Origin of the sequence: Brevundimonas sp. UYEF29 (assembly GCF_040546195.1) — a bacterium.
GTDB classification, from domain to species: domain Bacteria; phylum Pseudomonadota; class Alphaproteobacteria; order Caulobacterales; family Caulobacteraceae; genus Brevundimonas; species Brevundimonas huaxiensis.
Window position 1 is genome coordinate 202,032 of sequence record NZ_JBEPNH010000001.1, and the last position, 12,723, is coordinate 214,754.

Sequence of the window (12,723 nt, forward strand, 5' to 3'; positions counted from 1 at the left end):
ATGACGCCGCCCCATCTTGAAAAGATGCGTAACGTCGCGTGAGTTCCGACGTGCGATCACGCCTGCGGCAAGTCTGTTACCCGGTGTGCCTTGCCTAAACGGCCTCAAAGTCCGAAATACCGGCCATGGTCACCCTGATCGACACCCTTCAGCGCAAGCCGTCCGAGCTGCGTCACCCCGAAAAGCAGAACCGGCCCGAGTCGGTTGTTCTGAAAAAGCCCGACTGGCTGCGGGTCAAGGCGCCGGGTTCTGGTCAGTATAATGCCACCAAGGAGATCGTTCGCTCCAAGGGACTGGTGACGGTCTGTGAAGAGGCGGCCTGCCCGAACATCGGCGAGTGCTGGAGTCAGAAGCACGCCACCCTGATGATCATGGGCGACACCTGCACGCGGGCCTGCGCCTTCTGCAACGTCAAGACGGGCTTGCCCCAGCCGCTGGATCCGGAAGAGCCGGGCAAGGTGGGCCTGGCCGTCCAGCAGATGGGCCTGAACCACGTCGTCATCACCTCGGTCGACCGCGACGATGTGGCCGACGGCGGCGCGGCCCACTTCGCCGAGGTGGTGCGCCAGATCCGCATCCAGGCGCCGGACACCACCATCGAGATCCTGACCCCCGATTTCCTGCGAAAGGACGGGGCGGCGGCCGTGATGATCGACGCCAAGCCCGACGTCTTCAATCACAACCTCGAGACAGTGCCGCGCCTGTATCTGAAGATCCGGCCGGGCGCGCGCTACTTCCACAGCCTGCGCCTGTTGCAGATGGTCAAGGAGCGCGACCCGAACCAGTTCACCAAGTCCGGCATCATGGTTGGCCTGGGCGAGACCAAGGAAGAGGTCATGCAGGTGATGGACGACATGCGGTCCGCCGGCGTCGATTTCATCACCATCGGCCAGTACCTGCAGCCGACGCGCAAACATGCCGCGATCGACCGCTTCGTCACGCCGGAAGAGTTCAAGGCCTATGAGGCGATCGCCAGGGCCAAGGGCTTCCTGATGGTGTCGTCCAGCCCGCTGACGCGTTCGTCCCACCACGCCGGCGACGACTTCGCCCGGCTGAAGGCGGCGCGCGAGGCGCAGCTGCGCCGCTAAGTCCCGCATGGCCGTCCACCGCGTCACGCGCATTCTTCCCTATGCGCCCGAACAGCTTGCCGATCTGGTCGCCGACGTGCGCGCCTATCCCGACTTCGTGCCGTGGGTGACGTCGATGCGCGTCTGGAACGGGCGCGAGGAAGGCGACGGCGTCGGCCTGCAGGACGCGGAGGCCAGCGTCGGGTTTTCCTTCCTGAAGGAGCGGTTCTCCACCTGGGTCCGGCATGATCGCAATGCGCCCAAGGTCGAGGTCGGTTTGCTGCGCGGACCCTTCAAACACCTGAAGAACCGTTGGGAGTTCTTTCCCCATCAGGACGGCACGCGGCTGGAGTTCATGATCGACTTCGCCTTCAAGTCCCGGATGCTGGACATGATGCTGTCGGCGAACTTCGACCGGGCCGTGGAAAAGCTGATATTGTGCTTTGAAAGTGAAGCCGCCAGGCGCTTTCGCTGAGGGCGTATGATGTCGGAACAACAGCCTATACTGTACAAGCGTCGCAGTTGGATTTTGCTCACGGCTCTCATTCTATCGACGTGCGCATTCGTCTTGGCTTCTCCGATGCTGTTGTTGTTTGCGGCAATGTCGGGAATGGCGGGCGACTCGTGCGCTGGTTGGCCAGCCCATCTCTTCATCATGAGCGCATTCACCTTGCCGATCGCCATCATCGGCGTGCTTATAAACGGCTGGCGAGCGTTCATCGTTCGCGATGAGCCACGCGCTTGGTGGGGCTTTGCGGTCCTGCCCCTATGGCCGCTGTCGCTGTTCGTGAGTACAAAGATGGCTGTGTTTTGCTGAAGGCCTTCGATTTCGAGGCGACGGTCGTGGGCGCCGGGGCTGTGGGCCTGGCCTGCGGACGGGCGCTGTCGAAACGGGGGCTGACGGTGCTGGTGCTGGAGAAGGAAGGCCATATTGGCCAGGGCGTCTCCTCACGTAATTCCGAGGTCATTCACGGCGGGCTCTATTATCCGACCGGATCGCTGAAGGCCCGATTCTGCGTCGAGGGGCGGCGAGCGCTCTACGACTTCCTGACCAGCCGCAAGATCGACCATTGGAAATGCGGCAAGCTGGTCGTGGCGACGCAAGAGGCCGAGGTCGAGCGGATCGAGGCCATCTTCGAACAGGCGACGGCGAACGGCGTCGAGGGGCTGGCGCATCTGACCGGCTCCCAGGCGCGGGCGCTGGAGCCGGAGCTGAACGCCCACGCCGCCATCCTGTCGCCCGAGAGCGGCCTGTTCGACAGCCACGGCTATATGCTGGCCCTGCAGGGCGAGATCGAGGATGCGGGCGGATCGGTCGTCGTCTCGGCGCCGTTCGAGGGCGCAGAGGCGCTGACGGGCGGCGGCTTCACGATCCGTGTCGGCGGGGAGGGGACGATGCAGGTCACCAGCCGCCTTTTGGTCACCGCACCCGGACTGTCGGCCCAGGCGGTGGCGGCGTTGATCGAAGGCTATCCGCCCGGCGACGTTCCCGCCGGACATTTCGGCAAGGGCGTCTATTTCCGGCTGACGGGCAAGGCGCCGTTCGACCGCCTGATCTATCCGCCGCCCATCCCCGGCGCGCTGGGCACCCACTATCGCAAGGATCTGGGCGGACAGGCCGTGTTCGGCCCCGATCTGGCCTATGTCGACACCGAGGACTATTCGGTCGATTCCGCCAAGGCCGAAGAGTTCGCCACTTACATCCGTCGTTTCTGGCCGGGATTGCCCGACGGCGCCCTGACGCCGGACTATGCCGGCATTCGGCCCAAACTGCATGGGCCGGGCGAGCCGCAACCGGACTTCCAACTTCATGGCCGCGAGCATCACGGCATCGATGGTCTGATGGCCCTGTTCGGCATCGAAAGCCCGGGCCTGACCAGTTCGCTGGCCATCGGCGAAGCCGTTGCTGACGCCCTGACGGAGGCCGCATGACCGAGCGAGAGAAGATGCTGGCGGGCTTGCCTTACGATCCGGGCGATCCCGATCTGCGCGATGGCCGCGCCCGCGCCGTGGCCCTGACCGTCGCCATAAACGCCGAGCCCGATCGAGACCGGCGCGGCGCCCTGGTCAACGAACTGGTCAATGCTGCCGATGGTAAGGCGATCATCATGCCGGGCTTCTTCTGCGACTACGGCGTCAACATCCATTTGGGCGCGCGGGCCTTTGCGAACGCCAACTGCGTGTTCCTGGACTGCGTCGAAATCCGTATCGGCGACAACTTCCAGGCCGGGCCAGGCGTCCAGCTTCTGACGCCGGAACATCCGCTGGACGCGGTCGCCCGCCGGGGCGAGGAGACGGCGCGGCCGATCGTTATCGGGGACGACGTCTGGATCGGCGGCGGCGCCATCGTTCTGGCGGGCGTCACCATCGGCGATCGTTCGGTGATCGGCGCGGGATCGGTCGTGACGAAGGACGTGCCGTCCGACGTGGTGGTGGTCGGCAATCCAGCAAAGATCGTCCGGCGTTTGACACCTGCTTAAACGCCTTGAAATCGTCGCGCGGTTCATGCATAAGCCGCGCCTCGCGTGGCGGCTCTTTCGGGCCGCCGCTATTGTTTTCGCGCTAGACGGAGCTCGGCTCTGGGCGGCGCCCGACTTAGAAGATTGAGACGGACATGGCCGTTCCGAAGCGCAAAGTATCTCCCTCGCGTCGCAACATGCGCCGCGCTCACGACGCCCTCACCTCGAACGTCTACGTCGAGGACAAGGACACCGGCGAGCTGAAGCGCCCGCACCACATCGACCTGAAGACCGGCACCTATCGCGGTCGCCAGGTCATCACGCCCAAGGAAGACTAGTCCTTCAGGCGACCCCGACTTCGGTCGGATGACGATTTCGACGGCGCGCGGTGACCCGCGCGCCGTTTTCGTGCGTTCAGTCCGGTGAAGCTTCCACTGGAGACGCCGTATGATGATTCGTTTCACCGCCGTCAGCGCCTGCGCGCTGCTGACCCTCGCCGCCTGCAATCGCGCGGAGGAGCGCGTCTCGGAGCCCGCCGCAACGTCCGTCGCTTCGGCGAACGAGACGCCCGCTACGCCCGCCGCCGATCCCAATGCTTTGACGGCCGAAGGTCTGGGGCCGGTGCGAATCGGCATGACGCGCGCCGAGCTGGTGAAGGTCTGGGGCGAGGACTCCCAACCGAACGCCCCCGGCGGCGCCGAGCCCGAAGTCTGTGACCAGTTCCATCCAACCAAGGCGCCCGCAGATGTGCAGGTGATGGTCCAGAACGGCGTACTGACGCGAATCACCCTGGCGCGCGGTGCGACGACGAAGACCGATCGCGGATTCGGGGTGGGCGATACGGCCATGGCGATCAAGCAAGCCTATGGCGGCGCGGTCTTCGCCCAACCGCACAAATACCAGGAAGCACCGGCCGAGGATCTGTTCGTCTGGTCGAAAGGCGGATCGACGACCTATGTCACCGATCCGTCGGCGCGCGGCGTTCGATATGAGATCGGCAGCGACGGCAAGGTGATGATGGTCCACGCTGGCGATCCCTCGATCCAACTGGTTGAAGGCTGTTCCTGACGCCCGGCGATGACGTCGGCATTGGCGTTTGGCGGGGAGGCGGCTAAACCGTCTGACCTCCCTTGCCCCTTGAGCCAAAGAGCCGAGCCATGACCGACATCGCCGACATCGTCGCCCGCCAGATCCTCGACAGCCGGGGCAATCCGACGGTCGAGGTCGATGTCACGCTGGAAGACGGTTCGTTCGGCCGCGCCGCCGTACCGTCCGGCGCGTCTACGGGCGCGCACGAAGCGGTCGAGCTGCGTGATGGCGACAAGGACATGTGGGGCGGCAAGGGCGTCCAGAAGGCGGTCGACGCCGTCAACGGCGAGATCTTCGACGCCCTGTCCGGCATGGACGCCGAGCAGCAGCGCCGGATCGACGAGGCGATGATCGAACTGGACGGCACGCCCAACAAGGGCCGTCTGGGCGCCAATGCGATCCTGGGCGTGTCTCTGGCGGTCGCCAAGGCCAGCGCCCTGTCGGCCAATCAGGAACTGTATCGCTATCTGGGCGGCGTCTCGGCCCGCGTCCTGCCGACCCCGATGATGAACATCATCAACGGCGGCGCCCACGCCGACAATCCGATCGACATCCAAGAGTTCATGATCCTGCCCACCGGCGCCGAGACGTTTTCAGACGCCGTGCGTATGGGAGCCGAAATCTTCCACGCCCTGAAGAAGCAACTGAAGGACGCCGGGCACAACACCAACGTCGGCGACGAGGGCGGCTTTGCACCCAATCTGGCCTCGGCCGATGAGGCGCTGAGCTTCATCACCAAGGCGGGCCAGGCGGCGGGCTACCTCGCAGGCGAGGATTTCCACCTGGGCCTCGACGTCGCCTCGACCGAGTTCTTTAAGGACGGCAAATACGTCATGGCCGGCGAGGGCAAGACCGTCGATTCCGAAGGCATGGCCGCCTACCTGGTTGATCTGTGCGAACGCTTCCCGATCGTGTCGATTGAGGACGGCATGGCCGAGGATGACTTCGACGGCTGGCGCCTGCTGACCGAGCGCCTGGGCGACCGGGTCCAACTGGTCGGCGACGATTTGTTTGTGACCAATCCGGCGCGTCTAGCTGCGGGTATCGGCGAAGGCCTAGCCAACTCGATCCTGATCAAGGTCAACCAGATCGGCACCCTGTCCGAGACGCTGGACGCCGTCGATATGGCCCACCGCGCAGGCTATACCGCCGTGATGAGCCACCGGTCGGGCGAGACCGAGGACTACACCATCGCCGACCTGGCCGTGGCGACCAACTGCGGGCAGATCAAGACCGGCTCGTTGGCCCGCTCTGACCGGGTGGCGAAGTACAACCAGTTGCTCCGCATCGAGGAAATGCTTGGCGACCAGGGCGTTTATTTCGGCGACGGCATGCTGCTGAAATAGGAAACGGAATTGTCGGCGGAGAATCAGCGTTTTCCGCCGACAATCTTACGGTCAAGCTACATTTCGTTAGGCATTTCCGGGCACGGTTTCTGAACTGTGTTTTCGCGCTCAGAAGGAGCGTCTCAAGTGCCCGAACGGATGAAACCTTACCGCCTGTCCCTCGCCCTGTTGCTGCTTCTGGCCTATCTCGGGGTTCAGGCGCTGACGGGCGAGCGCGGACTGCTGAGCGGATCGTCTCGCGACGCCCTTCTGGGGCAACGCGAGGACCAGTTGGCGCATCTGACCGAACAGCGCCGCGATCTTGAGACACGAGTTCGCTATCTGCGCACCGACAGTCTGTCTCGCGACCTTCTGGAAGAGCGTGCTCGCGCCGTCCTGGGTTTCTCCGACCCGCGTGACTATGTGATCCGCGTCTCGGCCCCGGCCGCCCAAGGCTGATCGACCTTCACCACTTGAACTATTGTTACAGGGCGACCCGCACCCCTTTGCGTTACCGGAAGGAAGGCTGCTAAAGCCCCTTTCCGTAACGATAAGAAGGCGTCGGTTCTCGGCGCCTAGCCGGGAGATACCGGATGGCGAAAGCCCCAGCCAAATCCGCTCAGACGACCACGCCTGACAAACTGCCCAACACGCCGACGGCGTCCAAGGAAGACCTTCTGCGCTTCTATCGCGAGATGGTTCTGATCCGCCGCTTCGAAGAGCGTGCGGGCCAGCTCTACGGCATGGGTCTGATCGGCGGCTTCTGCCACCTGTACATCGGACAGGAAGCCGTGGCTGTCGGCGTTCAGGAGAGCGTCAAACAGGGCCATGACAAGATCATCACCGGATACCGCGACCACGGCCACATGCTGGCCGCCGGCATGGATCCCAAGGAAGTCATGGCCGAACTGACCGGCCGCAGCGGCGGTTCGTCCAAGGGCAAGGGCGGCTCGATGCACATGTTCGACGTGCCGACCGGCTTCTACGGCGGTCACGGCATCGTCGGCGCCCAGGTGGCGCTGGGCACCGGCCTGGCCTTCGCCGGCAAGTATCGCGGCGACGATTCGGTGGCCTTCGTCTATTTCGGCGACGGCGCCTCGAACCAGGGGCAGGTGTACGAAAGCTTCAACATGGCGCAGCTGTGGAAGCTGCCGGCCATCTACATCATCGAGAACAACCAGTACGCCATGGGCACGAGCATCGAACGCTCGTCCTCCACGACCGAGCTGTATCAGCGTGGCGCCAGCTTCGGCATTCCGGGCGAACAGGTCGACGGCATGGATGTGCTGGCCGTGCGCGACGCAACGGCCCGTGCGGTCAAGCGCGCCCGCGAAGGCGGCGGTCCCTTCATCCTTGAAGTGAAGACCTATCGCTATCGCGGTCACTCCATGTCCGACCCGGCCAAATACCGGACCAAGGAAGAGGTCGATGAGGTCAAGAAGACCCGCGACCCGATCGATCACCTGAAGACGCTGCTGTCGGCCGCCAATGCGACCGAGGACGAGCTCAAGGCCATCGACAACGAGATCAAGGCGATCGTCGCCGAAGCTGTTCAATTCGCCCAAGAGAGCCCGGAACCCGATCCGTCCGAGCTCTATACCGACGTCTACGTGGAGGCCTGATCCGTGACCGACATTCTGATGCCGGCGCTGTCCCCCACGATGGAAGAGGGCACGCTGACCAAGTGGCACATCAAGGCGGGCGACACCGTGTCGGCCGGCCAGGTGATCGCCGAGATCGAAACCGACAAGGCCACGATGGAAGTCGAGGCCGTGGATGAAGGCGAAGTGCTGGAAATCCTGGTCGCCGAAGGCTCCGAGAACGTCAAGGTGAACACGCCGATCGCGCGTCTGGCCGGCGAAGACGGCGCAGCGGCCCCTGCGCCCAAGGCTGAACCCGCCAAGGGCGACGCTGAGGCGCCCAAGGCTGCGGCCGAAGGCAAGACCGGCGATCCCGAAAAGGCCCCGGCCCAGACCGCGACGCCCAAGGTCGAACTGCGCGACCCGGAAATTCCGGCTGACGCCAAACTGGTCAAGACGACCGTGCGCGACGCCCTGCGCGACGCCATGGCCGAAGAGATGCGTCGCGACGACCGCGTCTTCCTGATCGGCGAGGAAGTCGCCCAGTATCAGGGCGCCTACAAGGTCAGCCGCGACCTGCTGCAGGAATTCGGCGACCAGCGCGTCGTCGATACCCCGATCACCGAGCACGGCTTTGCCGGCTTGGGCGTCGGCGCCGCGATGTCGGGCCTGAAGCCGATCGTCGAGTTTATGACGTTCAACTTCGCCATGCAGGCGATCGACCACATCATCAACTCGGCCGCCAAGACGCTCTACATGTCTGGCGGTCAGATCCGCGCGCCAATCGTCTTCCGCGGTCCGAACGGCGCTGCTTCGCGCGTCGGCGCCCAGCACAGCCAGGACTATTCGGCCTGGTATGCTCAGGTGCCTGGTCTGAAGGTCATCGCACCCTATGACGCGGCCGACGCCAAGGGCCTGCTGAAGGCCGCCATCCGCGACCCGAACCCGGTCGTTTTCCTCGAACACGAGATGATGTACGGCCTGGAGTTCGACGTGCCGGAGGTCGAGGATTATGTCCTGCCGATCGGCAAGGCCAAGGTCCGCCGCGAAGGCAAGGACGTCACCATCACCGCCCACAGCCGCATGGTCGGCTTCGCCCTGCAGGCCGCCGAGAAGCTGGCCGAGGAGGGTGTCGAAGCCGAGGTGATCGACCTGCGCACTCTGCGTCCCCTTGATCACGAGACTATCGTCGAGAGCGTCAAGAAGACGAACCGCCTGGTCTCGGCCGAAGAGGGTTGGGGTCCGATGGGCGTTGGCGCCGAGGTCGTGGCCCGCGTCATCGAACACGCCTTCGATTATCTGGATGCCCCGCCGCTGCGCGTGCACCAGGAAGACGTGCCGCTGCCCTACGCCGCCAATCTGGAAGTGTTGTCGCTGCCAGGCGTGGATAAGATCATCGCGGCCGTGAAGCAGGTGATGGCATGACCGAGGCATCGGAGTTCATGCTGACGACGCCAGACAGCGTCGCTGCTGACCCGAAGGCCATCGAAGTCCTTCGGATGTGGTGGTCGAAGGACGAGCCGGTGATGTCCGTCAAGCCGGCCTTCAACGATCCCATACAGTTTGGCCGGCTGCTGGCCTATGCAGCTCGACATATGGCGCATGGGTATGCCGTGCGGCACCAACACGATGAAACTGCGGCCTACCACCGCATCCTCGAAGGTCTCAGCGAAGTGGTGAAGGCGAATGACGTCCGCACTGTCGCCGAACCGATTACGCCAACCGGGGGGAACGCCTGATGACCGACATCCTGATGCCGGCCCTGTCTCCGACGATGGAGGAGGGCGTTCTGGCCAAGTGGCACGTCAAGGTCGGAGACATCGTCTCCGCCGGCGACGTGATCGCCGAGATCGAAACCGACAAGGCGACGATGGAAGTCGAGGCCGTGGACGAGGGCGAAGTCACCGACATCCTGGTCGCTGAAGGCACGGAAGGCGTGAAGGTCAATACGCCCATCGCCCGCCTGAAGGACGAGGGCGGCGCGGCCTCACCCAAGCCGGCTGAAAAACCCGCGGCCAAGGCAGAAGAGGCGCCGAAGGCCGAGGCCGCTCCGGCGGCTGCCGAGGCGCCCAAAACAGCTACCACCGCCGCTCCGGCGCCCGCCGCGACGAAGTCGGACAGCGGAGATCGCATCTTCTCGTCGCCGCTCGCTCGACGTATCGCCGCGCAGAACGGCGTCGATCTGAAGTCGATCAAGGGCACCGGTCCCCACGGCCGCATCGTCAAGCGCGACGTCGAGGCCGCCGGCAAGACGTCGGCCCGACCTGCGACCGCATCCGCGTCGCCCGCCGCGACCGCAGCGGAGCCGCGCAAGGCGCAGTCGCTGGCGCAGATGGGCATTCCGGACGGCAGCTACGACCTGATCCCGCTGGACGGCATGAAGAAGGCGGTGGCGCGTCGCATGGTCGACAGCGTCCAGAACGTCCCGCACTTCCCGCTGTTCATCGATTGCGAGATCGACCAGCTGATGGCCGTGCGCGCCAAGGTCAACAAGATGCTGGAGCCGCAAGGGATCAAGGTCTCGGTCAACGACTTCGTCATCAAGGCCGCCGCCCTGGCCCTGAAGATGGTGCCGGAGGCCAACGCCTCCTACACGCCCGAAGGCATCGCCATGCACCACAACGCCGATGTCTCCATGGCGGTGGCGATCGACGGCGGCCTGATCACCCCGATCATCAAGAAGGCCGAAACCAAGGGTCTGGCGCAGATCGCGACCGAGTCTAAGGACCTGGCCAAGCGCGCCCGCGACCGTAAGCTGAAGCCCGAAGAGTTCCAGGGCGGCACCTTCTCGGTGTCCAATCTGGGCATGTTCGGCATCAAGCAGTTCACCTCGATCATCAATGAGCCGCAGGGCTGCATTATGAGCGTAGGTGCGGGCGAGCAACGCGCGGTCGTCAAGAACGGCCAGGTCGTGCCCGCCACGGTCATGACCGTGACCCTGACCTGCGATCACCGCGTGGTGGACGGCGCGACCGGCGCCCGCTTCCTGCAGGCGTTCAAGCCGCTGATCGAAGATCCCGTCGCGATGCTGGCCTAAGGGGAGAGTGAGGTCATGACCTCGGTCTATGACTTCTCCGCCCGCGCCATCGACGGCACGGACGTTTCGCTCGATCGCTTTCGCGGTCAGGCGCTGCTAATCGTCAATACGGCGTCCAAGTGCGGCTTCACCGGCCAGTACGACGGTCTGGAAAAGCTGCACCGGACGTTTGTTGATCAGCCGTTCGAGGTGTTGGGCTTTCCCTGCAATCAGTTTGGCGAGCAGGAGCCGGGCAAGGCGGCGGAAATCGCCGCCTTCTGCGCCACAAGTTTCGATGTGACCTTCCCCTTGTTCGACAAGGTGGAGGTCAACGGACCGAATCGACATCCGCTTTACGCCTGGTTGACCGAACAGAAGCGCGGCTTCCTGGGGTCCAAAGCCATCAAGTGGAACTTCACCAAGTTCCTGACCGACCGCGAGGGCAGGGTTGTCGCCCGCTATGCTCCGCAGACTGAACCCGAGGCCATCAAGGCCGACATCGAGAAGTTGATCTAATGGCTGCTGAATTCGATCTCGTCGTCATCGGCTCGGGCCCCGGCGGTTACGTCGCGGCCATTCGCGCCAGCCAGTTGGGCCTGAAGGTCGCCATCGTCGAGCGCGAGAACCTGGGCGGCATCTGCCTGAACTGGGGCTGCATCCCGACCAAGGCTCTGCTGAAGTCGGGCGAGAAGTTCGAGAGCCTGAGCCACCTGAAGGAGTACGGCCTGTCGGCGTCCGGCGCGTCGTTCGATTTCGACGCCATCATCCAGCGCTCGCGCGGCGTGGCCAAACAGCTGAATCAGGGCGTCGGCTTCCTGATGAAGAAAAACAAGATCGAGGTGATCGAGGGTTCGGCCAAGCTGGAGAAGGGCGCCGCCGCCCCCAGGGTCGTGGTCGCTCTAAAAGCGGGCGGTTCGCGCGCTTTGGAGGCCAAGTCGGTCATGCTGGCCGTCGGCGCCCGTGCGCGCGCCCTGCCGCAGATCGGGCTTGAAGCCGACGGCGATCGCATCTGGGCCTATCGCGAGGCCATGGCGCCGAAATTCATGCCCAAGTCGATTGTCGTGATCGGTTCGGGCGCCATCGGGATCGAGTTCGGCAGCTTCTATCGCGCCCTAGGCTGTGACGTGACCGTGGTCGAGGCGGTGGATCGCATCATGCCGGTCGAGGACGAAGAGGTCTCCAAGGCGGCCCAGAAGTCGTTTGAAAAGCGCGGCATGAAGTTCAAGCTGGGCGCCAAGGTCACCAAGGTGAGCAAGGACGCCAAGGGCGTGAAGGTCTCCGTGGAGATCGGCGGCAAGGCCGAGACGCTGGAGGCCGAGGTCTGCATCTCGGCCGTCGGCATCACCGCCAACACCGACGGCATCGGCTTGGAAGAACTGGGTCTGGAAATGGACCGCGGCCACGTCAAGATCGACGCCCACTGCCAGACCAACGTCACGGGTCTGTACGCCATCGGCGACTGCGCCGGCGCGCCCTGGCTGGCGCACAAGGCGTCGCACGAAGGCATCCACGCCGCTGAACATATCGCCGGCCACAAGACACCCAACGTCCATTCGCCCATCGCCGGCTGCACCTATGCCCAGCCGCAAGTGGCCTCGGTCGGCGTCACCGAACAGGCTGCGCGCGCCGAAAAGCGCGACGTGAAAATCGGCCGCTTCCCGTTCCGCGTGAACGGCAAGGCGATCGCCTCAGGCGACACCGACGGGTTCGTCAAGGTAATCTTCGACGCCAAGACCGGCGCCCTGATCGGCGCGCACATGATCGGTCATGAAGTGACCGAGATGATCCAGGGCTATGTCACCGCCATCACCATGGAGGCGACGGAGGAAGATATCCACGGGATCGTCTATCCGCACCCGACCATGTCGGAGGCCATGCACGAGGCGGCGCTGGACGCCTATGGGCGTGTGATCCACATCTAGGCCCGAAACCGAAACGGCCCCGGAGTGCTCCGAGGCCGTTTTTCGTTTCAGGCAGGCGGCGTCAGCGCTTCTTGCCCAATTCCGCCGCGATATCCTTGGTCATGCGACCGACTTTGCGGTGGGCGGCGGTGATCTGGTCCTTGGTCACACCCCAGCGCTTCATCCAGTATTCGACCGACTGACGCTCGGTCAGGTCGATGCGGTCCTTGTCGATGAAGCCGCGCTTGTCCTTTAGGCCCGCCATGGTCGGCTCCGTTCGTTGCGT

Annotated in this window: 16 protein-coding genes; 15 read left to right on the forward strand and 1 reads right to left on the reverse strand. The window is 64.3% G+C overall.

What is annotated here, in order from left to right:
• Positions 1-125: 125 nt before the first annotated feature.
• The 15 genes from lipA to lpdA all read left to right on the forward strand — a co-directional run bounded on the left by lipA (position 126) and on the right by lpdA (position 12,458).
• A complete protein-coding gene (lipA, locus tag ABIB58_RS01050; protein WP_017504838.1) occupies positions 126-1,088 on the forward strand; it encodes a lipoyl synthase in 963 nt (320 codons plus the stop codon).
• A gap of 7 nt (positions 1,089-1,095) precedes the next feature.
• Positions 1,096-1,542 carry a type II toxin-antitoxin system RatA family toxin gene (locus tag ABIB58_RS01055; RefSeq protein WP_354038675.1) on the forward strand — a complete coding sequence of 149 codons (447 nt, stop codon included), beginning with the start codon at positions 1,096-1,098 and terminating at the stop codon, positions 1,540-1,542.
• Positions 1,543-1,647: 105 nt separating this feature from the next.
• Positions 1,648-1,884 (forward strand): hypothetical protein, encoded by a 237-nt coding sequence (locus ABIB58_RS01060; protein WP_354038677.1) that lies wholly within the window; start codon positions 1,648-1,650, stop codon positions 1,882-1,884.
• The gene (locus ABIB58_RS01065; protein WP_502909725.1) at positions 1,881-2,999 is read left to right on the forward strand and encodes an NAD(P)/FAD-dependent oxidoreductase; all 1,119 of its coding nucleotides are present in this window, start codon (positions 1,881-1,883) and stop codon (positions 2,997-2,999) included. Before ABIB58_RS01060 ends, ABIB58_RS01065 begins: the two co-directional genes overlap by 4 nt.
• The gene (locus tag ABIB58_RS01070) at positions 2,996-3,547 is read left to right on the forward strand and encodes a sugar O-acetyltransferase (protein WP_354038681.1); all 552 of its coding nucleotides are present in this window, start codon (positions 2,996-2,998) and stop codon (positions 3,545-3,547) included. Before ABIB58_RS01065 ends, ABIB58_RS01070 begins: the two co-directional genes overlap by 4 nt.
• Positions 3,548-3,681: 134 nt before the next feature.
• Positions 3,682-3,864, forward strand: coding sequence for a 50S ribosomal protein L32 (gene rpmF / locus ABIB58_RS01075; RefSeq protein ID WP_026108365.1), 183 nt, complete (start codon positions 3,682-3,684; stop codon positions 3,862-3,864).
• Between the two features lie 109 nt (positions 3,865-3,973).
• Complete coding sequence (locus tag ABIB58_RS01080; protein WP_045810786.1) at positions 3,974-4,594, forward strand: hypothetical protein; 621 nt, start codon at positions 3,974-3,976, stop codon at positions 4,592-4,594.
• Between the two features lie 89 nt (positions 4,595-4,683).
• Positions 4,684-5,961: a phosphopyruvate hydratase gene (eno, locus tag ABIB58_RS01085; protein ID WP_039243670.1), complete on the forward strand. Its 1,278-nt coding sequence runs from the start codon at positions 4,684-4,686 to the stop codon at positions 5,959-5,961.
• A gap of 138 nt (positions 5,962-6,099) precedes the next feature.
• Complete coding sequence (locus ABIB58_RS01090) at positions 6,100-6,399, forward strand: FtsB family cell division protein (protein WP_017504845.1); 300 nt, start codon at positions 6,100-6,102, stop codon at positions 6,397-6,399.
• Positions 6,400-6,533: 134 nt separating this feature from the next.
• A complete protein-coding gene (pdhA, locus tag ABIB58_RS01095; protein WP_039243674.1) occupies positions 6,534-7,562 on the forward strand; it encodes a pyruvate dehydrogenase (acetyl-transferring) E1 component subunit alpha in 1,029 nt (342 codons plus the stop codon).
• Positions 7,563-7,565: 3 nt separating this feature from the next.
• Entirely contained in the window at positions 7,566-8,945 is a 1,380-nt protein-coding gene (locus ABIB58_RS01100) for a pyruvate dehydrogenase complex E1 component subunit beta (RefSeq protein WP_045810787.1), read from the forward strand.
• The gene (locus tag ABIB58_RS01105; RefSeq protein ID WP_045810788.1) at positions 8,942-9,259 is read left to right on the forward strand and encodes a DUF5076 domain-containing protein; all 318 of its coding nucleotides are present in this window, start codon (positions 8,942-8,944) and stop codon (positions 9,257-9,259) included. Before ABIB58_RS01100 ends, ABIB58_RS01105 begins: the two co-directional genes overlap by 4 nt.
• Positions 9,259-10,557, forward strand: coding sequence for a pyruvate dehydrogenase complex dihydrolipoamide acetyltransferase (locus ABIB58_RS01110; protein WP_045810789.1), 1,299 nt, complete (start codon positions 9,259-9,261; stop codon positions 10,555-10,557). The genes ABIB58_RS01105 and ABIB58_RS01110 overlap by 1 nt, the downstream gene beginning before the upstream one ends.
• 15 nt (positions 10,558-10,572) lie before the next feature.
• The gene (locus ABIB58_RS01115; protein WP_045810790.1) at positions 10,573-11,052 is read left to right on the forward strand and encodes a glutathione peroxidase; all 480 of its coding nucleotides are present in this window, start codon (positions 10,573-10,575) and stop codon (positions 11,050-11,052) included.
• Complete coding sequence (lpdA, locus tag ABIB58_RS01120; RefSeq protein WP_045810791.1) at positions 11,052-12,458, forward strand: dihydrolipoyl dehydrogenase; 1,407 nt, start codon at positions 11,052-11,054, stop codon at positions 12,456-12,458. Before ABIB58_RS01115 ends, lpdA begins: the two co-directional genes overlap by 1 nt.
• A gap of 61 nt (positions 12,459-12,519) precedes the next feature.
• On the opposite strand, the gene ABIB58_RS01125 is transcribed toward lpdA, so the two are convergent.
• A complete protein-coding gene (locus ABIB58_RS01125) occupies positions 12,520-12,702 on the reverse strand; it encodes a DUF3606 domain-containing protein (RefSeq protein WP_026108366.1) in 183 nt (60 codons plus the stop codon).
• Between the last annotated feature and the right edge of the window lie 21 nt (positions 12,703-12,723).

Coding starts and splice junctions, on each gene's coding strand:
- lipA (WP_017504838.1), top strand. CDS start 126: ATGGTCACCCTGATCGACACCCTTCAGCGCAAGCCGTCCGAGCTGCGT.
- ABIB58_RS01055 (WP_354038675.1), top strand. CDS start 1,096: ATGGCCGTCCACCGCGTCACGCGCATTCTTCCCTATGCGCCCGAACAG.
- ABIB58_RS01060 (WP_354038677.1), top strand. CDS start 1,648: ATGCTGTTGTTGTTTGCGGCAATGTCGGGAATGGCGGGCGACTCGTGC.
- ABIB58_RS01070 (WP_354038681.1), top strand. CDS start 2,996: ATGACCGAGCGAGAGAAGATGCTGGCGGGCTTGCCTTACGATCCGGGC.
- rpmF (WP_026108365.1), top strand. CDS start 3,682: ATGGCCGTTCCGAAGCGCAAAGTATCTCCCTCGCGTCGCAACATGCGC.
- ABIB58_RS01080 (WP_045810786.1), top strand. CDS start 3,974: ATGATGATTCGTTTCACCGCCGTCAGCGCCTGCGCGCTGCTGACCCTC.
- eno (WP_039243670.1), top strand. CDS start 4,684: ATGACCGACATCGCCGACATCGTCGCCCGCCAGATCCTCGACAGCCGG.
- ABIB58_RS01090 (WP_017504845.1), top strand. CDS start 6,100: ATGAAACCTTACCGCCTGTCCCTCGCCCTGTTGCTGCTTCTGGCCTAT.
- pdhA (WP_039243674.1), top strand. CDS start 6,534: ATGGCGAAAGCCCCAGCCAAATCCGCTCAGACGACCACGCCTGACAAA.
- ABIB58_RS01105 (WP_045810788.1), top strand. CDS start 8,942: ATGACCGAGGCATCGGAGTTCATGCTGACGACGCCAGACAGCGTCGCT.
- ABIB58_RS01110 (WP_045810789.1), top strand. CDS start 9,259: ATGACCGACATCCTGATGCCGGCCCTGTCTCCGACGATGGAGGAGGGC.
- ABIB58_RS01115 (WP_045810790.1), top strand. CDS start 10,573: ATGACCTCGGTCTATGACTTCTCCGCCCGCGCCATCGACGGCACGGAC.
- lpdA (WP_045810791.1), top strand. CDS start 11,052: ATGGCTGCTGAATTCGATCTCGTCGTCATCGGCTCGGGCCCCGGCGGT.
- ABIB58_RS01125 (WP_026108366.1), bottom strand. CDS start 12,702: ATGGCGGGCCTAAAGGACAAGCGCGGCTTCATCGACAAGGACCGCATC.